This is a genomic window from Vibrio sp. J502, assembly GCF_025397955.1.
GTDB classification, from domain to species: Bacteria; Pseudomonadota; Gammaproteobacteria; order Enterobacterales; family Vibrionaceae; genus Vibrio; species Vibrio anguillarum.
In genome coordinates this window covers 1807718-1829655 of record NZ_CP104554.1, presented here as the reverse complement: position 1 = coordinate 1829655, position 21938 = coordinate 1807718, and the positions used below count along the sequence as shown (strand labels likewise).

Sequence of the window (21938 nt, the reverse complement as noted above, 5' to 3'; positions counted from 1 at the left end):
TTACCTAAAAAAAGCTTTCTTCGACGGTGATGATGTCACCTGGTTGAATTTTATCAAGTAAGTTAACCTTTACAGGTTGAGCACTAGGTTCATCACTTGAAGAGATGTAGATCTTAGTTTTGGACGCTCGCTCTGTGAAGCCTCCCGCAATTGTAATGGCTTTGTTTACTGTTAATCCGGGATAATATGGATAACTGCCTGAAGTTTTGACTTGTCCATTAATAAAGTAGGGGCGGTACATAACCACACTCACAAAAACATTAGGATTAATTAAATAGCCATCTAGTAAACCATCGTGAATTGCGGCTTTTACCTCTTCTGTCGTTTTACCTTTCAGTTTTATACGTCCTAAAAAAGGGTAGTCAATCGTGCCACTGTCACTAACCCGAGTTTCAAGTGACAATTCAGGCTCGTCATATACTTGAATCCGAATTTGGTCTCCGACGCCTAGCTTATAGAAGCTCTGATTGGCCAATGTTGACCAAGAGAGGCAACTTAAAATAATGACTAAGAAGTACTTCATTGTAAGTTACATAACCCCTTCAATCGCAAAGTAATAAATATTTTGATCGTAGCTTAAATTGCTGATATTGGAATCTCTAGATTCAAACCTATAGCCGACCTTGAATGTTAACCAACGACGAAAATCGTAGCTTAACGATAACGACACTTTATTCGTATCGTCTGTACGTTCAGGACGAGTGTAAGTTTCGTTTAACAGTGAATAGTCAAGATTGGATGAAATAATATCACTCCAGTTATGCGACCAGTTAATAGCATAGGTTTTCGTGTCAATTGAATCTCCGGTACCATTTGTATCGGTTGATTTACGATTGGTTTTTAGTTGCACAGCAGAATAGGTTCGGATCAGATATGTAACATCGATATCCCATGAAAATGAGTTGAAATCTTCTCTAGAAGAAGACTCGTAATCTTTATGCTGTACACCAACTTTTGCACTACCTTGCAATTTGCCTGTCGCATCCCACGAAGTACCTACGTAGGTAAAATAGTGTTTACTATCTTTGGTAGTTGAGCCTGGAGCTATCTCATCATAATGTCGGTCATTGACGACAAATTGAAAAACCAAGAACGTTTTGGGCAACGCTTTATAATAAAACGCACTATTAAAGCGTAATTCATCCCAATTTTGGTATTGAGTTATATTTTTGTTATTTTGGTAATCAAAGTTACTCCATCCAATATTGGTTTCTAGTCGGCCTTTAGCATCTTCACCACCAAGGCCATAGCCAAGGTTAATGTTATTGGTATTGTACTCATTGTGCGATAAGTTGAGTGTTGTATCATTATCACCCCGTTGCTCATGGGTCAACGCTAAGTTGTAACTCAAGTCAAGGCGATGTTTGGAGCTGAGTTCCCAGTCACCTGCTAAATCGAAAAAATGATCCGTATAATTATCTTTACTAGAACTGAAATAATCACCTCTTTGTAGCCGATAACCTAGACGATATTTCTGCCCATTAGCTGGCTCTATAGCAAAACCTACACCTGGCTCAAACACTGAATATTGAGAATGTTCGAGATCTTGTGACGCTTTTGCTAAGTTGTCGTTATAACCCATTGATAAGTTTAAAAACGGTACAATAGCAATTCCTGATTCAGTCATAATTGGGTTAGGTTGCGGTTTTGCTTGTACGGCTGACAACGCAAAAAAAGCCAAACCAAAGGACGCGATTCTATTTAAATTAGTTGTTTTCATATGAGTATACTTTATCCATTCTAGTAAGCATTCTTGCCTACAAATCCTTTAAATACGGTGAGAAATACGATTTTGATGTCGAACCACAACGACCATCTGTGTATATAGTCCAAATCAAATTGGACACGTTTTTCCATTTTATCTAGCGTATCGGTTTCACCACGCCAGCCATTAATTTGTGCCCAGCCAGTAATTCCTGGTTTTACTTTATGTCTCAGCATGTAGCGGTTAACGATCGTTCGATACTCTTCGTTATGCGCTACGGCATGAGGGCGAGGGCCGACAATAGACATTCGACCTTGTAGCACATTAATAAACTGTGGTAGCTCATCTAATGATGTCTTCCGAATAAACGCACCAAAAGGAGTCACTCGGGGATCATTTTTTGTTGCTTGTGTCACTTTGTTCCCATTGTCCATGGCACGCATGCTTCTGAATTTCCATACTTTGATAGACTTTCCATCCAGCCCATAACGCATCTGTTTGAAAATAATGGGACCTGGTGAGCTGAGTTTCACGCCTACTGCAACTGCAATAAGGACAGGACTGATTAAAATCAAGATAAGACTACTTAAGACTAAATCTTCAAAACGTTTTAGCCACGTACCTAACCCATTGAACGGTGTGTCAAAAATACTAAAAGCATTAACATCGCCGATGGTATACCAACGCGAATGCAGTAAATTGAAGGTGAAAAAGTCTGGCACAATATAGGTATTAACTGTGCTATCCGAAAAGGCCTCTAGAATCTTGCTGATTCGATGCTGGGCTTGCATTGGTAGTGCTATGTACACACTTTTTACTTCACCGTTTTTGGCAAGTGTTAATGCATCATTAACTTTACCGAGCACTGGAATATCGCTTGCGATACGTTCATCACCCCTATCATCGTAAAAACCCGTCAGTTTAATACCTAACTCAGGGTTATTGATGAGATTTTTCGATAGTTCTAGGCCCTGCGGTGTCATGCCGATAATGACAGCTTTAGTGGTGTGATAACCTTTTTTATGTAGATAGTAAATGACTGTAAATGCGACGAAGCGCCAAAGCAGTAATAAAATAAATGATCCGACAAACCAAAAACCTAAAATTAAACGTGAGAAATCGCTTCCAGTTTTTGTGAAATAACCAACTAAAGTTAAGCAGCCAACAGTTGAAGCCCAACAAAAAGCAGTGTGTAGAGTTAAAACTCTAAGTTTTGTGGTTCGCCAACCGCTGTATATATCAAGGCTTTCAGCAATAAATGAATAAAAAATAACCCCTAAAAGTCCCACAGATATATAAGACATCGTAACGATATGTGAGTGAAACTTTAGTGTAATATACATTGTGATCAGTATTACTAAGCAATCTATCAGGCGGTAGAAAAATTTACCTTGATAGTTAGAAATACGGATCCTTCCTCTTTCACCCATTGTAGAAGCTCCTAACCGCTCAATTATTAAGGTAACGAATAATAATTATTTTTTAGCAGTGCATTCTCATATTAAGCTCCGACGACTTCAACTGATCAGGTGCATCAAAAATAAGACGCGATGTGTGATATATGGAATGGGTGACTGTATTTTGGGTTTTTCAATTTGAGATGGAGTACCGAGAGTCGGATAAGGTGATGTAATCACTTGCTATTACTGCATTAGCTTAATGTGGTCACCTTGTTAGAGATCCTCTATATAAGAGCCAGCTAATGTTTAAATAAAAATAATGGGGGGCATTTACGGTGTAAGAATTAAGGCTAAATTTGGTTGTGTTTTTATCTCTTCGTAATCTTATGGGTATTGCGACAGCTTAAGGGTAAGTCACGCTATATCGTGTGGGTTTATGATTCATTGCTAATACAAGGTTAAGTGAGACAGCCCCGAGCACAGACAGTGTGGCAATGGAAAACGAAACAAAAAAGGCAGAAGCAGCTAAAATTGAGCAATCTATAATCAACTGACTTTTGCCAACAGGGATCCCAAATTTATCTTGAATAAACAAACACAAGACATTAAAGCCACCCAAGCTGGAACGGTGACGAAAGAGAATTAACATGCCAAGACCCATTAATAATCCCCCGGCAATGGCGCAGTAAATTTCATTGACCATTTCCAAAGAAATTACCAAATAAAGATGGTCCGCAAAAATAGAGACTAATGCGCCGGATAGCGCGCTGTTGATGGCAAAGCGATGACCAAATCGTTTCCAAGCCAAAATGTAAAAAGGGGTGTTAGCCAAAAAATAAATGCTACCAAATGAGGCTGGGACTAACTGGCTGATCAGCAGTGCTAAACCAGCGGTTCCACCTGTTAGTAAATGAGCGGACTGGAGAAAGAAGACGCCTTGTGCGACCAAAAAGGTTCCCGTTAAAATGGCAACCCAATCTTCTTTACGTGTGTGTGTTCGCATCGATAAATAACTTTAATAGCTAAGAATGGCGAGCATAGTAAAGAAAAAGTAATATTTTCGGTAGATAGAGAGTGAAAATTGAGGTAAACCTATGTAATTGCAGCTTTACAAGGTGTAAAGCAGAATGGTTGACATACTAACTCATCATTATCCAACTTACTGTTTAGCATGAGTTACCTCACTATCCATTATGAAAAAACTGCATGATAATTTCTGTAATTTGTTCTTTATGACCCAGATCAAATTATGTAGAATGTGCGCCATATTATGGTGACGAAAACGTTTGCTTTTAGTCGTTGTGTGGTTTTTTTGAAACTTTCAGTAAAATCTGAGTCAGGAGATACAGATGCTTAAGCGTGATATGAACATCGCAGATTACGATGCGGACCTGTTCGCAGCTATTCAAGAAGAGACTCTTCGTCAGGAAGAACACATTGAACTTATCGCTTCAGAAAACTACACAAGCACACGTGTAATGGAAGCGCAAGGTTCACAGCTCACCAATAAATACGCTGAAGGTTACCCAGGTAAACGCTATTACGGTGGTTGTGAGTTTGTCGATAAAGTAGAAACACTGGCGATTGAACGTGCGTGTGAACTGTTTGGTGCAGACTATGCGAACGTGCAGCCGCATTCAGGCTCACAAGCAAACAACGCGGTTTATATGGCTTTGCTTAACGCAGGTGATACCGTATTAGGAATGAGCTTGGCACACGGTGGCCATTTGACTCACGGTTCTCCTGTCAACTTTTCTGGTAAGCTGTACAACATCATTCCTTATGGCATTGATGCAAAAGGTCAAATTAACTACGAAGAGATGGAAGCATTAGCGGTTGAGCATCAGCCAAAAATGATCATCGGTGGCTTCTCTGCTTATTCACAAGTTTGCGACTGGAAAAGAATGCGTGAAATTGCTGATAAAGTGGGCGCTTACTTGTTCGTTGATATGGCGCATGTAGCTGGTTTGATTGCGGCGGGTGTTTACCCTAACCCAGTTCCTCATGCCCACGTAGTGACGACCACTACCCACAAAACACTGGCAGGTCCTCGTGGTGGTCTTATTCTTTCGAATGCAGGTGAAGACTTATATAAGAAGCTTAACTCAGCCGTATTCCCTGGTGGTCAAGGTGGTCCTTTAATGCACGTTATCGCAGGTAAAGCGGTCGCGTTCAAAGAAGCTCTAGAACCAGAGTTCAAAGAGTATCAAAAACGCGTAGTCGCCAATGCGAAAGCGATGGTGGCCGAGTTTTTGGCTCGTGGTTACAACATTGTTTCAGGTTCCACAGAAAATCACCTGTTCCTTGTCGATTTGATCGATAAAAATATTACAGGTAAAGATGCTGATGCGGCATTGGGTGCGGCTAACATTACAGTGAACAAAAACTCTGTACCGAACGATCCGCGTAGCCCATTTGTCACCTCTGGCATCCGCGTGGGTTCTCCATCAATTACTCGCCGTGGTTTTACTGAAGCTGATGCGAAAGCACTAGCTGGATGGATGTGTGATATTTTGGACAACATGGGTGATGAATCTGTTATTCAAGCAACGAAGGCAAAAGTGTTAGAAATTTGTAAGCGTTTGCCTGTATACGCGTAGTTTTACGCACAATAAAATAAAGCTCCTAATATTCAGGAGCTTTTTTATTTGATCATTATTTATTTTATTGAGCACCAATAAGAAGAGTGGTCTCTTGCTGTTGAATGTGCTCTGCAGAATTATTTTGCAATGCTGAGCAATGTGCCTGACTTACATTGAAAAGAGTAATATTTAGTGCTCTCGTTAAATTTGCCTAAACCTTCACCATCACAATACTCAATATTAATATTGCGCATAGTATCAAGTGTCTTTTCGCTATTTAAGGCAAACTTAGAGCCGTCAGCGCAGACAATACGAACGCGGCCATCATCACTCACAGAGTAAATGTTGACTTCAGTATTACAAAGCTCAAAGGAGGCTTCACGATAGTTATCTTGCTGAGTATTAGATGCACAACCGGCCATTAAAGTGGCTGTAACAAGTGCTAATGTACTGATCGTTTTCATATTAATAAATCCCTAGCTTTGTTATCTATTTTCTATGTCGTTAGCCTATAGAACATAGAATCAATATTCAAGCTTCAATCATTAACCGAGCAGAGTCTCAAAAACCGATGAGTGAACATCGGCTTGATTGAACTTGTGCTGTGTGGTTATTTCACTTCTAGCCCTTTGGCTTGCATATCCGCATGATAGGAGGAACGTACGAACGGGCCACAGGCGGCGTGAGTAAATCCAAGCTCTAGTGCGATCTCTTTTAGTTCGTCAAATTCAGACGGTGGAACGTAGCGTTCAACTGGCAGGTGATGGCGACTCGGTGCTAAATATTGACCAAGAGTCAGCATTGTGACGTCGTGAGCGCGAAGATCTTTCAATACTTCCACTATCTCTTCTTTTGTTTCACCAAGCCCCATCATGATGCCTGATTTGGTAGGGATACTTGGATGTTGTTGCTTGAATTTCTTCAACAGTTCCAGTGACCATTTATAGTTTGCCCCAGGACGCGCCTTACGATATAGACGTGGTGCGGTTTCTAAGTTGTGGTTAAATACATCCGGTGGGTTATCTTTGAGTAGTTCAAGGGCGATATCCATACGGCCACGAAAATCCGGTACTAACGTTTCGATACGGATCTCTGGGTTTAATGCTCGAATTTCACGGTTACAGTCGGCAAAATGTTGGGCACCACCATCACGTAGGTCATCACGGTCAACTGAGGTGATAACCACGTATTTCAACTTCATATCCTTAATGGTTTGCGCCAGTTTTTGTGGTTCGTTTGTCTCTGGGGCATTTGGCCGTCCATGAGCAACGTCACAAAATGGGCACCGTCTTGTACAGATGGCGCCTAAAATCATAAAGGTGGCGGTTCCGTGGTTAAAGCATTCTGCTAGGTTAGGGCAAGACGCTTCTTCACACACCGAATGGAGATTATTTTTACGCATTGCCGATTTGATCTCTTGGATGCGTTGGCTATCACTCGGCAGCTTAATTTTCATCCACTCGGGCTTACGCAAAACTTCTTTTTGTTCGGCGGCTGGCATATTTTTTACAGGAATTAATGCCATCTTATCAGCGTCGCGGTATTTAACGCCTTTTTCCATTTGGATCGGTTTGCTCATGCTTTTTACCTTTGAAGAGGTGCTTCTGTGCTGAATTCTACTTGCTCGTAAGCCAATATGTTAACGAGTTCTATTATAAGTTGTTTTTCTACGGTTTGTAGTTCTGTCGGGCCGCCCAGTTCACTGACTTGGGCCATTTCTAAACCCTGATAGCCACAAGGGTTAATGCGTAGGAAAGGGGAGAGATCCATGTTGACGTTTAGCGCTAAACCATGAAACGAACAACCTTTACGGATCCGTAACCCAAGAGAGCAGATTTTTTTCCCTTTGACATAGACACCAGGGGCATCTGGTCTTGCGGCTGAGTCAATACGGTATGCTTGCAAGGTATTGATCACGATCTGTTCAATTTTGGTCACTAACTCTCTTACACCTAATTTTTTGCGGCGCAAATCGATCAAGAAATAAGCCACCAGTTGGCCTGGACCATGGTAGGTAACTTGGCCGCCTCGGTCACTTTGTACCACTGGAATATCGCCAGTATTGAGAAGATGCTCAGCTTTACCTGCTTGGCCTTGGGTAAAAACTGGTTGATGTTCGACAAGCCAAATCTGATCCGGTGTGCTTTCGGTTCTTGTATCGGTAAATTCATGCATAGCTTCCCATACAGGAAGGTATTCTTGGCGACCCAGACGTTTTACAACAAGCGAATTTAACATCAGCGTGACTCATCTACCGTATAAATAAAGTTTTTGGATTATAAACTTCTTCCAGCGAATGGACTACTAATGAGGACGATAAATTTGTCCTTAGTGTGATGGGGTATATGCTAGCTATATGATTTATATTAAAAAAGCAGCCTAAGCTGCTTTCAAAAAAAATTGAATAAATCAAAAAATGAGAGGCTAGGCATCTCAATCACGGTTTTTGGGCTACAGAACCATACGTACGATATCGATCTCGCCTAGCTCTTTGTACAGTATTTCAACTTGCTCGATAGAGGTGGCGGTAATGTTAATCGATAAGGAGTGATAAGTCCCTTTTGCACTGGGTTTAACTCGTGGGCTGTAATCACCTGGAGCGTGACGTTGGATAACTTCAAGAACCTTCTCTGGAAGTTCGGGCTTTGCGTGGCCCATCACCTTGTAGGTAAATGAACAAGGAAACTCGAGTAAGTCTTTGAGTTTTGCATCAGAGTTGATAGTCAGCATAATGGAAACTCCCGTTGATAATTCGATTAGCGGTGGCGAATACTACAGCGAATGTTGATGGAACTCAATAATCACAAAGCCGCGGTAAGGCGGCTTTGTTTTATCTTCTACAAGGGATATCAGAATAACCCTTTGAAAAGCAATATAATGTAGTCCCAAAGACGGCTAAATATGCTGCCTTCATCAACATTTTCTAATGCCAAAAGAGGGTATTCAGCCACGTCTTTGCCATCAAGCTGGTAGTAAAGCTTACCGACCACATCACCTTGGCTTATTGGCGCTCTGAGCTCTTTTTCAAGAACAAAGCTTGCGCTGAGATCTTTCGCTTGACCGCGAGGCAGTGTAACGTAAGTATCTTCATTGACACCAAGCGCCACTTTATCTTTGTCACCCATCCAGATTTTTTCTTCGACGAATGTTTCACCTGCTTTGTGTGGCGCAACGGTTTCGAAGAATCTAAAGCCATAGCTCAGAAGTTTTTTACTTTCTGATTTACGAGCATTTTCATCTTTGGTCCCCATAACCACAGCAACGAGGCGCATTTTCCCTTCCGTTGCAGAGCTAACTAAACTGTACCCAGCATTACTCGTATGACCGGTTTTAATACCATCTACGTTCATACTTTTATCCCACAGCAAACCATTTCGGTTGTACTGGGTAATCCCGTTATAGGTATATTTCTGCTCTGAATAAATACGGTACTCGTTTGGTACATCACGAATCAACGCTTGACCTAGTAGCGCCATGTCATATGGAGTTGAATAGAGATTTGGGTTATCTAGACCGTGTACGTTAGCAAAGTGCGTATTGCTCATTTTTAGTGAACTTGCCCACGCATTCATTAGGTCAACAAAAGCGTCTTCTGAGCCAGCAATGTGTTCAGCCATCGCCACGCAAGCGTCATTACCAGACTGAATGATGATACCTTTGTTCAGTTCTTCTACGGTAACTGTAGTGCCGACTTCAATAAACATTTTAGAAGAGTCAGGGAAGTTTTTAGCCCACGCATTTTTACTGACCACCACTTTATCTTGTGGAGAGATATTGCCACGTTTAAGTTCTTGGCCAATCACGTAGCTGGTCATCATTTTCGTCAAACTTGCAGGTGAAAGTTTGGTGTTCATCTCTTTTTCTGCCAGCACTTTACCTGAATGGTAGTCCATCAACACATAGCCTTTAGCGGCAATCTGAGGAGCATCAGGTATCACGATAGGCGCAGAAAATACTGAGCTAGTAAAGGTTGCAGAAAGCGCAATAGAAGACGCTAGAATCGGTTTTAAGAATGTGTGTTTTTTCATGAGGAATGCAAATTATCTTATTAACTGTCCATATCTTAACAGAAACGACCTATCAAACCAGAGCTTGAATCAAGATCACTGGATTTGATAAGTCACTGAGTGACGGGTTGCGCTTTGATGAAGGCGGTCTCGTAACCGAGTAATTTAACTTTTTCTAGCGTTTGTTGAGTCAGGGCATCGTCATTAAATGGCCCTAAAAATACGCGATGACTGCCATTCACACTGTCTACAAAGCTTTCAACCGTCAATGTTTGACTCAATTGTTCGGATAAAGTTCGTATTCTTTGCTCTGATTTTGCAGAGGCAACTTGGATGAGATATTGAACCTTCTTTTTCTGTGGTGACGTCGTGATGGGTTTATCGATGGTGATGACTTCGATAGCCACATTCGCAGTCCCGGTTTGAACTACACCCAATTTGTAAGCGGCAGCGTAACTTAAATCAATAATTCGTCCCTCATGAAAGGGACCACGATCGTTTACCCGAACGATCGCGGTTTTTTTGTTATCTAAATTCGTTACTTTAACGTAGCTGGGTAACGGCAACGTTTTATGGGCGGCCGTCATCGAATACATGTCGTAGATTTCACCGTTGGATGTCAGATGTCCATGAAACTTTTTTCCATACCACGAGGCTTGGCCTTTCTCTGTAAATCCTTTGGCCTCTTTGACAATGGTGTAGTTTATGCCTCTCAAAGTGTAATTCTTGTTGCCGCCCAAACTATAGGGTTCGTATTGCGGATGTGCATCTTCAATATGCTCAACCGCGAGTGGCGTGTTAGGGGCCACGTCGTCTGTTATTGAATAGCGGCTTGAAGAGCTACAACCGATGAGAAATAGACTCGTTAATATAAAGATAAATAGGGAGTTTCTCATGCTTAGGTTGCCTTAGAAAATGCTTTTCGGTGAGTGTGGATAGACATCAGTATGCCAAAGCCAGCCATGAGAGTGACCATGGATGTGCCACCATAGCTGATGAGAGCCAAGGGAACACCAACCACGGGTAAAATACCACTGACCATACCTATATTTACAAAAACGTAAACAAAGAAGCTGAGTACAATACTTCCAGCCATCATTCGGCCGAAAGCCGTTTGTGCGTTGCTCGCGAGGTATAGACCACGTCCGATGATAAAGAGATAAATAGCGAGTAAACACAAGATGCCAATCATGCCCCACTCTTCAGCAATGACGGCAAAAATGAAGTCGGTGTGCCGCTCAGGTAAGAATTCAAGTTGCGACTGTGTGCCGTGTAGCCATCCTTTTCCTGACAACCCACCAGACCCAATGGCTATTTTACTCTGAATGATATGATAACCTGCACCGAGTGGATCGGATTCCGGATTGAAAAGTGTTCTGACTCGGGTTTTTTGATATTCACGCATCAGAAAGAACCAAAGCACAGGTATGAAGCCACCCAAAGCCACGGCGGCAGAAAAAATGATTCGCCAGCTTATTCCAGATAAGAAAATGACAAAAATGCCGGAGGCTGCAATCAATATTGAAGTGCCAAGATCGGGCTGCTTCGCGATTAGCACGGTAGGGATAAACACCATTAACAGCGAAACGACTAGGGTTTTAAAGGTGGGTGGAAGAGAACGTTTCCCTATGTAGCGAGCGACCATGAGAGGCACTGCGAGTTTAAGCAATTCTGAGGGCTGAAAACGAACAAAGCCTAAATTTAACCAGCGCTGAGCTCCCTTGGACGATTCGCCAAAAAACAGCACGCCGAGCAACAGCAGTACGCCACAGAAAAACATAAAGGGTGCAAGAGACTCATAAGTTCTTGGGGAAATTTGAGCAAGAAAGATCATCACACCAAGAGCCAGTACCATGCGCATGGCTTGGCGATCCATCATAGTTAAGCTCTGACCGCTGGCGCTGTACATCACGACCAGCCCAAACCCCATCAATAACAAAATACCCAGCAGTAATGGCAAGTCGATGTGCAAGCGCTCAAAAAGCGCTCGATTTTGTCCTGTTGAAGGATCCAGTTCCATTATTTTTCAGCCTCTTTACCTAGAATGGCGCGGTCAAATATTTTCCTAACAACGGGTCCACCATTGCCAGAACCTCCCCCTGCGTTTTCGAGTACCAGAGTGACAATAAGCTGCGGGTCATCTACAGGTGCAAAGCCTGTGAATAGGGCATGGTCACGGAGGTGTTCGGCTAATTCATCGGCCTTATACACTTGGTTTTCTGCCAAGCCAAACACTTGCGCAGTTCCAGATTTTCCAGCGCTGACATATTTCATATTGGTAAATGAACGCCGTGCGGTTCCTTTTTTGCCGTGGTTTACAAGACGCATGCCATTGATTGCGATGTCCCAATAGCGTTTCTGCACCCCTTCGATCGGTGGCGAAGTTTCTAATTCTGAAAGCTCTTGCCTGCTAAACTCTTCACCATTTTTGAGCGTCGAACGCAATAAATGCGGCGCAATCACTTTGCCGTGATTAACCAGCACGGAAGTCGCTTTGGCAATTTGCATCGGTGTTGATGTCCAATACCCTTGGCCAATGCCGACCGGAATCGTATCACCTTGATACCAAGGGGTTCGGTGACGTGCCATTTTCCATTCACGCGTTGGCATGTTCGCTTTGCCTTCTTCATAAATGTCTAAACCTGTATAGTCACCAAAGCCAAATTTCATCATCCAACTAGAGAGACGATCAATACCCAAGTCGTAGGCGATTTGGTAAAAGAAGGTATCGACAGACTCTTCGAGCGCCTTATTAATGTCCACTCGACCATGCCCCCAGCGCAACCAGTCTCGGAAGGGCCGCGTTTTGGAGTTTGGTATCACCCAATAACCAGGATCATTACGTGTTGTTGTTGGGGTTATAACCCCTTCTTGAAGTGCAGCGACGGCAATAAAAGGTTTAATCGTTGAGCCGGGAGGGTAAATACCAAGTGTCGCTCGATTGACTAACGGGCGGTCTGGGTCATTGAGAAGTTCGTTGTAGGCGGCGCTAGAAATACCATGTACGAATGGGTTTGGATCGTAGCTTGGACTTGATGCCATGGTAAGGACACCGTTATCTTTTGGATCGAGCACCACAATTGAACCTCGACGGCCATCCAACAACTTGTGCACATAAAGCTGCAGATCAATGTCCAAGCTTAATACAATGTCTTTCCCTGCCACGGGAGGGACGTATTTTAAGGTGCGAATGATGCGTCCTCGGCTATTGACCTCAACTTCTTGGTAGCCAGCCGTGCCGTGCAGCACATCCTCATAAAAGCGTTCAATCCCCAGTTTGCCAATATCACGAGTGGCTTGGTAATTGGCTGAGCGCTCTTCGCGTTCTAGACGTTCCATATCTCGGTCATTGATTCTGGATACATAACCGATAACATGAGTGAGAACTTCACCATAGGGGTAGTAGCGCTTTAAGCTTGCGCTTACTGATACACCGGGAAACTTGTGCTGATTGACCGAAAAAATAGCCACTTCTTCCGGTGTTAACTGTGTCAAAAGCGGCACTGAATTAAACCGGCGTGTCTGACGACGCTCTTTTTCAAAGGTGGCAATTTTTTCTGGTGAGATGGTCAGGTATTGCTGTAAGCGCGTGATCGTATCATCCATATCGCGCACTTGCTCAGGTGTGATCTCTAAGTTGAATACTGGGCGGTTTTCCGCTAGTAGCACACCATTGCGGTCATAAATTAACCCTCGATTAGGCGCAATCGGGACGATTTTGATTCGGTTATCGTTGGATCGCGTTTTGTAATCTTGATATTGGTTAATTTGAATATGGTACAAATTGGTAAGCAGAACGCCCACCAGCATGATGATCGCAATAAAAGAGACAATTGCTCGGTTGCGAAACAGCCGAGCTTCTGATTGGTAGTCACGAATTTGGCTACGCTTACGTAACATGAATAGTTATTCTCGGTGATAAGGGTGATTAGCCGTAATACTCCAAGCGCGGTACAAACTCTCTGCCATGACCACTCGAACCAAAGGGTGAGGAAGTGTCAACGGCGAAAGCGACCAGCTCTGCTCTGCGGCGGCTTTGCATGCAGGAGAAAGCCCTTCAGGGCCACCAATTAAAATTGATACATCACGGGCATCGAGCTTCCAACTTTCAAGTTGTTCCGCTAGTTGTTCGGTATCCCAACGCTTACCTGGAATATCGAGAGTAACAATTCGATTGCTTTTTGGCACGGCCGCGAGCATAGCTTCGCCTTCTTTTTGCAAAATTCTTGCAATATCCGCATTTTTGCCACGTTTGCCCGCTTGTATCTCCACTAATTCAAGCGGCATATCGTGTGGAAAACGTCGGCGGTACTCTTGAAAGCCTTCTTCTACCCATTTCGGCATTTTGGTACCAACGGCAATCAACTGAATTTTCAAAACTTAACTCCAAAGTTTTTCAAGCTGGTACAGATCACGGTGCTCTTCTTGCATAACATGCAACATGCTGCTGCCCATGTCTAGCACGACCCATTCACCTTCACTTTCGCCATCCATACCCAGTGGTTCCATGCCCACTTTTTTGACTTCAGTTGCGACATGTTCGGCAATCGAGGTTACATGTCGTTTTGATGTGCCTGTGCAAATGATCATGTAATCGGTGATGCTAGATTTTCCCTTAACATCTAAGGTTTTGATATCAATGGCTTTCATATCGTCGGCTTTATCGGCAAGAAAGTCTTTCAATTCGTGGTGTTGCAAGCGTCATCTCCTTTAAAAATTGGTCTGGTTACTGACAAAATGGCGCGGAGTATAACACGCCTTCAAGCCAACTTTGATACAACGGACTGTGGCAAGCAAAATTCAACACTGGTTTGCTGCAATATTGGCCAAGTTGAGGTTTCATACTGAGTTTTAGTTACTCTTTCGGCTTGGGTGAGTAATGCAATCAGCTGTTTGAGTTTATCTCTCGATAGTCTTTTTAAGCTTGCCGCGTACCAAGGTCGCTTGGATTGCCAAATTCGGTACTTATCAAAGATTGAGCCAATCGGCATCTGGGTTAAATCTTGATGCATTTGCAGCAGCAGTAGCAGCTCTTTTTGTAGGCTACGTATCAGAATCACAGGCTCAGTGCCTTCGGTAATGAGCTGGCGTAAAATACGTTGTGACCGATTCGCTTGCCCTTCGAGCAGCGCATCGACCCAGTGAAAGACAGTGAAGTGGTTATGTCGGCTTAATGACTCTTCTAAGCGGATCAGCGTCAGTAAGCCATCTGGATAGAGTAGCGCGAGTTTTTCTAAGCTTTGAGATAGTGCGAACAGATTGCCTTCATGCCATTGCGCCAGCATCTGCACTGCTTCTTGATCAGGTTTTAGCCCCAATGTGCGGCAGCGCATCATGACAAATTGTGGCAGTTTGCTGATGTCCGGGGTTAAGCAACTCACCCAACATCCTAGGCTTGAGAGTGTCTTAAACCATTTAGTGCTTTCTTGTGCTTTGGTCAATTTCTCACCGATGATCACAAGTAGTACGTCAGGATGAAGCGATTGACCTAGGGCGACGAGCTCTTTTGCTGTTGCCGCATTTGCACCAGTTTCAGGTAATTCAATTTCAATGATTTTTTTGCTGGAAAATAAACTTAAAGCTTGGCAGCAGTCATAGACTTGATCCCAGTTTAAATGGGCATCAGCACTGAAACGATGGCGTTCTTCAAATCCTTGTTCTAAGGCTTTTTTCTCTATCGCCACGCGTGATTCTTGCAGCAATAGCGGTTCGTTGCCAAACAGTAAGTAAAGCCCCATCAAGGGCTTGTTTAAGTGATCGGCCAGCTTGTCAGCAAATATTCTCATTACTCGCCTTTAGTTTGTCGCAGGAGCCGTGAATTGTGACGGTTCACTTTCCACGGTGTTTATCTCATAGGCCTGCTGGTCTGTTCGCTGCTGTTCATTTTCTTGTTGTTCAAGTTGATGTTCATTCGCTGCAATATCGGCTTTTAGACGTGCCATTTGGCGTAAAATTTGAGTTGCGGCTAGTTTGCGCATCTCATCTTCAATCATGTCTCGCTCTACCGATTTAGCGAGAGCAGTCAATGGGTTATCAAGATAGCTACGAGTCACACTGGTTGAAAACGTTTTTATCCCCACTTCAGGTAGGGTGACGCTATAGGAGGCGTTGAACGTCAATTCCAATTCAGCAGCACGAGTATTTTGATAAAGCGAAAGCGTCCGTTCACCAACACTCTCGCCTATGAGATAGATGTTTGGCATCGTTTCGGCAGGGGGAACAATTTCAATGTCACTCATTCGTAATTGATTTTTTACCATGCGAGTGAAGGTACTGTATTGATCGTAGCTGGTGACAGAGACACGATTGAGCTCTTCAGGAACGGAGTAATCACCACGCAGATGAAAGCCGCAAGCGGAGAGTAGGCTGCTCATAATAACAATTAACGATAATTTCAGAGAGTAAGACGAAATTTGGCGCATTGGGGTTAAGTTCTCATATATTTAGGTGACTTATCTTAGCGCTCTATAGCTCTGTGGGTAAGAACGCTAAGATAAATCAACAGGGCAGCGAGCTACCCTGTTGATAAACCAGTTATTACGACATTAGGCTGCGATATTAGTTCGCAACGATGTTCAGTAACTTACCTGGTACATAGATAACTTTACGCACGGTTAAGCCATCCGTAAATTTCATGACGTTCTCGTCCGCTAAACCGAGTGCTTCAACCTGATCTTTACTTGCATCAGCGGCTACGGTCAGCTTACCACGAAGTTTTCCGTTAACTTGTAGGACGATCAGTTTTTCATCTTCCACTAGGGCGGATTCGTCGTAGGTCGGCCACACGGTATTATCTACATCACTCTCACCCAGTGCATTCCACAGTTCAAAGCTGATATGAGGAGTGATTGGGTAAAGCATGCTGACAACCGCTTTTAAAGCCTCGTCGAGAATGGCCCGATCTTGCACGGATTCTTGTGACGCTTTAGTGAGTTTATTCATCAACTCCATAATCGCAGCAATGGCGGTATTGAACGTCTGGCGGCGTGCAATATCGTCAGTCACTTTGGCGATGGTTTTATGCACATCACGACGCAGCGCTTTTTGTTCACCAGTAAGAGAGGCGCTATCTACCGCTTCAGCCACACCTTTAGCGCTATGTTCTGCAACCAGTTTCCAGACGCGTTTTAGGAAGCGGTTAGCACCTTCTACACCAGACTCTTGCCATTCAAGCGTCATGTCAGCCGGAGAGGCAAACATCATGAATAGACGAACCGTATCGGCGCCATACTTATCAACCATCTCTTGCGGGTCGATACCGTTGTTTTTCGACTTAGACATTTTGATCATGCCTGAGTGCTCAACGTTGCGGCCTTGGTTGTCTACGGCTTGAGTGATGCGGCCTTTACCGTCGCGTTCCACTTTTACGTCAGTTGGCGCTACCCACTCTTTGGTGCCTTTCTCGTTCGTGTGGTAGAACGCATCAGCCAATACCATGCCTTGGCAAAGTAGTTGCTTGAAAGGTTCATCTGAAGTGACATAGCCTGCATCACGCAATAGCTTATGGAAGAAGCGTGAGTAGAGCAGGTGCATACAAGCATGCTCAATACCACCGATGTATTGGTCTACTGGTAACCAGTAGTTTGCCTTCGCTGGGTCTAAAATATCGTCCGCTTGTGGTGAACAGTAACGAGCGTAATACCAAGACGACTCCATAAACGTATCGAAGGTATCGGTTTCACGTAGTGCAGGCTCGCCATTAAAGGTGGTTTTGGCCCACTCTTTGTCGGCTTTGATTGGGCTAGTTACACCATCCATCACAACATCTTCTGGTAGAATGACGGGCAGTTGATCAATTGGCACTGGGTGAACTTGGCCATCTTCAGTGGTCACCATAGGAATCGGCGCGCCCCAGTAACGTTGGCGAGAAACCCCCCAGTCACGTAGACGGAAATTAACGGTTTTCTTGCCTTTACCTTCAGCCTCCAGCTTGGCTGCAATAGCATCAAATGCTGCTTGGAAGGCTAAACCATCAAATTCGCCAGAACCAAACAGGACTCCTTTTTCAGTGTACGCAGCGCTAGACACATCGACTTCAGAGCCATCTTCTGGTTTGATGACTGGAATGATGTCTAGGCCATATTTGGTGGCGAACTCAAAATCACGTTGGTCATGAGCAGGTACGGCCATCACCGCGCCTGTACCGTAATCCATCAGCACAAAGTTGGCGATATAAATAGGCACTTCACGACCATTTAAAGGATGAATGGCCGTTAGGCCCGTATCCATGCCTTTCTTTTCCATGGTCGCCAGTTCAGCTTCTGCAACTTTGGTGTTCTTACATTCGTCAATAAAAGAAGCTAAAGCAGGGTTATTTTGCGCTGCAATGGTCGCTAATGGATGACCAGCCGCAATGCCCACATAAGTGACACCCATCAAGGTATCAGGGCGAGTGGTATAGACGTCGAGATCTGAATGACCGTTGACACCAAACTTGAGCTCTACGCCTTCTGAGCGACCAATCCAGTTACGCTGCATGGTTTTGACCATTTCAGGCCAACCTTCTAAGTTCTCTAAATCGTCCAACAGTTCTTGTGCGTACGCGGTGATCTTAATAAACCATTGTGGGATCTCTTTTTGTTCTACTGGTGTATCACAACGCCAGCAGCAGCCATCTTCAACTTGCTCGTTAGCGAGAACGGTTTGGTCGTTTGGACACCAGTTAACGGAAGAGGTTTTCTTGTAGACTAAGCCTTTTTGATACAGCTTAGTGAAGAACTCTTGTTCCCAGCGGTAATATTCTGGCGTGCAAGTGGCGAATTCACGGCTCCAATCGTAGCCAAAACCCAGCAGTTTTAACTGGTTTTTCATGTACTGAATGTTTTCGTAGGTCCAAGGCGCTGGTGCCGTTTTGTTTTTTACAGCCGCATTTTCAGCGGGTAGGCCAAATGCGTCCCAACCAATGGGTTGCATGACGTTCTTGCCTTGCAGACGTTGAAAACGAGAGACTACATCACCGATAGTATAGTTACGCACGTGACCCATGTGCAGTCGGCCACTTGGGTATGGGAACATAGAAAGACAGTAGAATTTTTCTTTATTTGGGTCTTCACTTACAACAAAGGTCTTGTTGTCATCCCAGTGCTGTTGAACTTTTTGTTCAATATCTTGCGGGTTATATTGCTCTTGCATCGATGATATCCGGTTATCTTGGAATTTGTGAGTTCGGTTAGAACAGAGTCTAATAGATCGACATAGAATACCTAAAGCAGGGTTACACAACAATAGCCAATCTGGTTTGATGGAGGTGGGTGATGCCAAAACGTAAAACAAGTTACGAAGAGATTGTGGATGACGTGATTGAAACGCTCAAACATAGTCCTGATGAAATGTCCCAAGTTTTGCAAACATCAGGTAAGGTTGTTGATGCTGCCAATAATCTCACCAAAGATGAATTAGCGCTTATTTCTGCCTATGTAAAAGCGGATCTCAAAGAATTCGCGGATAGTTTTGAAGAGAGCAGAAGCAGCCCATTTTCATTGATGATTACCAATTCAATTTGGCAGGGGCTTTTTGAAATCACCGATAAAACAAAAGTGGAATGGGTGGAATTGTTTCAAGATTTAGAACGACAAGGTTTGTATCAAGCGGGGGAGATGATAGGCCTTGGAATGTTAGTGTGTGACCATTGTGGGCATAAAACCCAGTATAATCATCCAACTGAAATTATGCCTTGTATTCAATGTGGGCAAACGGCTTTTACTCGTCAGCCATTAAAACCTTAAGTGTTGCTGATAGAAAACCTCAAAAAGGCGCTGAAATGCGCCTTTTTGAGGTTAAGAATGAGGTGAGTGACGTCTTGTCCATCCGACGATCAAACTGAGTAACACCCAGACGTAGAGCGGCCAAGTGCCGACAGCGTGATACGGCGTCTCTCCTTTGGTCGACGTGATGGTTGCTTTCAATACGGCTGTTTCAAATTGTGGGATCTGCTGCGTTATTTTACCTTTGTGATCCGTCACGGCGGTGACACCATTGTTGGTTGAACGAATGAGCGGTTTACCCAGCTCTAAAGCTCTCATCCGAGCAATCTCCATATGTTGCAATGGGCCATTTGAATGCCCAAACCACGCATCGTTAGAGAGGGTTAAGATAAAATCTGTTTCATCAGTGACATTCGCTCTGACTTGTTCATTGAAGATGATTTCATAGCACAGTGCCGCGGCTAGGTGTCTCCCCTTGGCAATCAGATTCGGTTGAATATAGTCACCACGGCTAAATGAAGACATCGGCAAGTTGAAAAAGGGTGCGATGGGCCTGAGCCAATCTTCAAATGGCACAAACTCACCAAATGGCAATAAATGATGCTTATGGTAGCGAGCGTCAGAGTTATAACGGTAGTCGCCATAAGGGTTGGTGCCAAGTACCAGAATGCTGTTGTAAAAGGATCGCTCTGGGCTTTGGTTGAGCACGCCTGTGACAATTGCACTGTCGTTCATTTTTGCCGCAGAATCTAAGTTACTCAAATAGGAAGGGATCTCGAATTCAAATGCGGGAATCGCCGCTTCTGGCCATACGATAATATCTGCGTCCCAGTTTTCTCGACTGAGATCGGTGTAGGCCATAATGGTTGGCCAGCGCTGATTGGGAAGCCATTTTTCCGCTTGCTTAATATTACCTTGAATCAGTGCGACGCGAGTTTGTGTGCTGGGATCGAGAGTGACCCAATCGAAATTGCGTAGTCCAAACCCCGTCGCCAATATGGTCAGAGGAATGAGCACGAGTATCCAAGAGCGCTTAAGCCACGTCATTGCTAGAGCGCTAGAACAGAGGAGCGTGAAGAAGGTGACCAGCTCAACGCCTCCCAGTGGTGCGAAACTGGCAAGCGGGCTATCAATTTGACTATAACCAAGCCATAACCAAGGAAAGCCGGTCATTACCCAGCCTCGAAGCCAATCGGTAATTAGCCAAAGCGCAGGGGCGGCTAATAAAAAATGGCTAATAGTGTTACGGCGGAAAAAACGGTTGAGTAAGCCAGCGAAAAGCCCAGAATAAAGGGCTAAATAACCGACCAGTAATGACATCAGGAACAGGCTGGCAATTTTGGGCATACCACCAAAGGTATCAATACTGACGTGCACCCAACTGATGCCAAAAGCAAAAAAACCTAAGCCCCAGCAGTAACCGATCCACGCTGCTTTTTTAGCTGGTTGCTGATTAATGAGCAACAATAGCAACATGGGGGTGAGTATGGCCAGCGGCCAAAACTGATAAGGAGCAAAAGCGAGTGGGGTTAATGCGCCAACAAAAGCGGCCGCAAGCGGCCGCATTAGGCGATGAAAAAGTGTTTTAATCATCTATCTCATTCTGCTGATGTGAATGGGGTTATGTCACTCTTCTGCTATCACTGGAAGTGATTCAAGATCAGGAATAGTGACTTGCAGTTGAACCACTCGGCGGTTATCTGCTGCGGTGACTTTAAAGCTGTATTTGTCGATCTCTACAACTTCGCCACGGCTTGGCAGGTGGCCAAAGGCTGTCATCACCAATCCCCCTACAGTATCCACTTCTTCATCGCTGAACTTAGTACCAAAGGTTTCGTTAAACTCTTCGATGGTGGTCAGCGCTTTAACTGCAAAAGTATGTTTGCTGAGCTTACGGATATCCAATTGTTCTTCATCATCGAACTCGTCTTCAATGTCGCCAACGATCTCTTCCAAAATATCTTCAATGGTCACTAAGCCAGACACGCCACCGAATTCATCCACGACGATCGCCATGTGGTAACGCTCCTCTCGGAACTCCTTCAATAAGCGATCAACCCGTTTACTTTCTGGTACCACGACTGCCGGGCGGATCACTTCTAAAATGTTAAAAGGTGCACTGTCTGAACCTAAATATTTGAGTAAGTCCTTCGCTAGTAGAATGCCTTCAACATGGTCTTTATCTTCACTGATCACTGGATAACGTGAGTGCTGAGCATCGGTGATCAGCGCAATTAAGGTATCCAAGTCATCGTTTTTATCGATAGTGACCATTTGTGAGCGTGGGATCATAATATCACGCACGCGCATCTCAGAAATCTCCATTACACCTTCAAGCATATCTCTTGTGTCATGGTCGATAAGGTCATTGATTTCAGAGTCGCGGATCACATCTACAAGCTCTTGGCGATCTCTCGGATCACCTTGAAATAATTGGCCTAGGCGTTCAAAGAAGGACTTTCTACTCGGACCTTCAGAATTCTGGGGGTTATCTTCGTTCATTGTTTCTCTAATTTTCCTCGCTATCAGATGTGTGATAG

General features: G+C 44.0%; 21 protein-coding genes. 2 read left to right on the top strand and 19 right to left on the bottom strand.

From position 1 onward, the window contains the following. Nucleotides 1-4: 4 nt before the first annotated feature. The 4 genes from vpsN to N5E84_RS08395 form a co-directional block, all read right to left on the bottom strand. On the bottom strand, nt 5-523 hold the full coding sequence (vpsN, locus tag N5E84_RS08410; protein ID WP_019282591.1) for an exopolysaccharide export protein VpsN: 519 nt from the start codon (nt 521-523) through the stop codon (nt 5-7). Nucleotides 524-529: 6 nt separating this feature from the next. Next, nucleotides 530-1720 (bottom strand): outer membrane beta-barrel protein, encoded by a 1191-nt coding sequence (locus tag N5E84_RS08405; RefSeq protein WP_019282592.1) that lies wholly within the window; start codon nt 1718-1720, stop codon nt 530-532. Between the two features lie 20 nt (nt 1721-1740). Beyond that, the gene (gene vpsL / locus N5E84_RS08400; protein WP_069211921.1) at nt 1741-3135 is read right to left on the bottom strand and encodes an exopolysaccharide biosynthesis glycosyltransferase VpsL; all 1395 of its coding nucleotides are present in this window, start codon (nt 3133-3135) and stop codon (nt 1741-1743) included. A 373-nt stretch (nt 3136-3508) separates the two neighbouring features. Further along, nucleotides 3509-4108 carry a YitT family protein gene (locus N5E84_RS08395; protein ID WP_017045830.1) on the bottom strand — a complete coding sequence of 200 codons (600 nt, stop codon included), beginning with the start codon at nt 4106-4108 and terminating at the stop codon, nt 3509-3511. A 346-nt stretch (nt 4109-4454) separates the two neighbouring features. Here N5E84_RS08395 and glyA point away from each other — a divergent pair, with 346 nt between their 5' ends. Further along, a complete protein-coding gene (gene glyA / locus N5E84_RS08390) occupies nt 4455-5705 on the top strand; it encodes a serine hydroxymethyltransferase (RefSeq protein ID WP_019282593.1) in 1251 nt (416 codons plus the stop codon). A 119-nt stretch (nt 5706-5824) separates the two neighbouring features. Here the strand turns inward: glyA and N5E84_RS08385 are convergent, their stop codons facing one another. From N5E84_RS08385 to leuS, 13 genes are all read right to left on the bottom strand, one after another. Next, a complete protein-coding gene (locus N5E84_RS08385) occupies nt 5825-6151 on the bottom strand; it encodes a hypothetical protein (RefSeq protein ID WP_013857344.1) in 327 nt (108 codons plus the stop codon). Between the two features lie 146 nt (nt 6152-6297). Beyond that, nucleotides 6298-7266, bottom strand: coding sequence for a lipoyl synthase (gene lipA, locus N5E84_RS08380; RefSeq protein ID WP_013857343.1), 969 nt, complete (start codon nt 7264-7266; stop codon nt 6298-6300). Between the two features lie 5 nt (nt 7267-7271). Further along, nucleotides 7272-7925, bottom strand: coding sequence for a lipoyl(octanoyl) transferase LipB (lipB, locus tag N5E84_RS08375; protein ID WP_013857342.1), 654 nt, complete (start codon nt 7923-7925; stop codon nt 7272-7274). Nucleotides 7926-8138: 213 nt separating this feature from the next. Continuing rightward, nucleotides 8139-8417: a DUF493 family protein YbeD gene (gene ybeD / locus N5E84_RS08370; RefSeq protein WP_010317329.1), complete on the bottom strand. Its 279-nt coding sequence runs from the start codon at nt 8415-8417 to the stop codon at nt 8139-8141. Nucleotides 8418-8536: 119 nt separating this feature from the next. After that, complete coding sequence (locus N5E84_RS08365) at nt 8537-9715, bottom strand: serine hydrolase (protein WP_017045828.1); 1179 nt, start codon at nt 9713-9715, stop codon at nt 8537-8539. A 92-nt stretch (nt 9716-9807) separates the two neighbouring features. After that, complete coding sequence (locus N5E84_RS08360; RefSeq protein ID WP_019282594.1) at nt 9808-10590, bottom strand: septal ring lytic transglycosylase RlpA family protein; 783 nt, start codon at nt 10588-10590, stop codon at nt 9808-9810. A 2-nt stretch (nt 10591-10592) separates the two neighbouring features. Next, nucleotides 10593-11714, bottom strand: coding sequence for a rod shape-determining protein RodA (gene rodA, locus N5E84_RS08355; RefSeq protein ID WP_013857338.1), 1122 nt, complete (start codon nt 11712-11714; stop codon nt 10593-10595). Continuing rightward, on the bottom strand, nt 11714-13594 hold the full coding sequence (gene mrdA / locus N5E84_RS08350; protein WP_019282595.1) for a penicillin-binding protein 2: 1881 nt from the start codon (nt 13592-13594) through the stop codon (nt 11714-11716). Before mrdA ends, rodA begins: the two co-directional genes overlap by 1 nt. A 6-nt stretch (nt 13595-13600) precedes the next feature. Beyond that, nucleotides 13601-14071, bottom strand: coding sequence for a 23S rRNA (pseudouridine(1915)-N(3))-methyltransferase RlmH (rlmH, locus tag N5E84_RS08345; RefSeq protein WP_013857336.1), 471 nt, complete (start codon nt 14069-14071; stop codon nt 13601-13603). A gap of 3 nt (nt 14072-14074) precedes the next feature. Next, the gene (rsfS, locus tag N5E84_RS08340) at nt 14075-14392 is read right to left on the bottom strand and encodes a ribosome silencing factor (RefSeq protein ID WP_019282596.1); all 318 of its coding nucleotides are present in this window, start codon (nt 14390-14392) and stop codon (nt 14075-14077) included. A gap of 62 nt (nt 14393-14454) precedes the next feature. Beyond that, the gene (gene holA / locus N5E84_RS08335) at nt 14455-15480 is read right to left on the bottom strand and encodes a DNA polymerase III subunit delta (protein WP_069211920.1); all 1026 of its coding nucleotides are present in this window, start codon (nt 15478-15480) and stop codon (nt 14455-14457) included. Between the two features lie 9 nt (nt 15481-15489). Then, nucleotides 15490-16116, bottom strand: a complete 627-nt coding sequence (gene lptE, locus N5E84_RS08330; protein ID WP_019282597.1) for an LPS assembly lipoprotein LptE — start codon at nt 16114-16116, stop codon at nt 15490-15492. A gap of 136 nt (nt 16117-16252) precedes the next feature. Continuing rightward, entirely contained in the window at nt 16253-18826 is a 2574-nt protein-coding gene (gene leuS, locus N5E84_RS08325) for a leucine--tRNA ligase (protein WP_026028474.1), read from the bottom strand. Between the two features lie 122 nt (nt 18827-18948). On the opposite strand from leuS, the gene N5E84_RS08320 reads away from it, so the two are divergent. Next, the gene (locus tag N5E84_RS08320) at nt 18949-19419 is read left to right on the top strand and encodes a zinc ribbon-containing protein (RefSeq protein ID WP_029388304.1); all 471 of its coding nucleotides are present in this window, start codon (nt 18949-18951) and stop codon (nt 19417-19419) included. Between the two features lie 51 nt (nt 19420-19470). Here the strand turns inward: N5E84_RS08320 and lnt are convergent, their stop codons facing one another. Together lnt and corC are read right to left on the bottom strand one after the other, a co-directional pair. Next, nucleotides 19471-20991 (bottom strand): apolipoprotein N-acyltransferase, encoded by a 1521-nt coding sequence (gene lnt, locus N5E84_RS08315; protein WP_069211919.1) that lies wholly within the window; start codon nt 20989-20991, stop codon nt 19471-19473. Between the two features lie 33 nt (nt 20992-21024). Continuing rightward, nucleotides 21025-21900, bottom strand: coding sequence for a CNNM family magnesium/cobalt transport protein CorC (gene corC / locus N5E84_RS08310; protein WP_010317353.1), 876 nt, complete (start codon nt 21898-21900; stop codon nt 21025-21027). Nucleotides 21901-21938 lie beyond the last annotated feature (38 nt).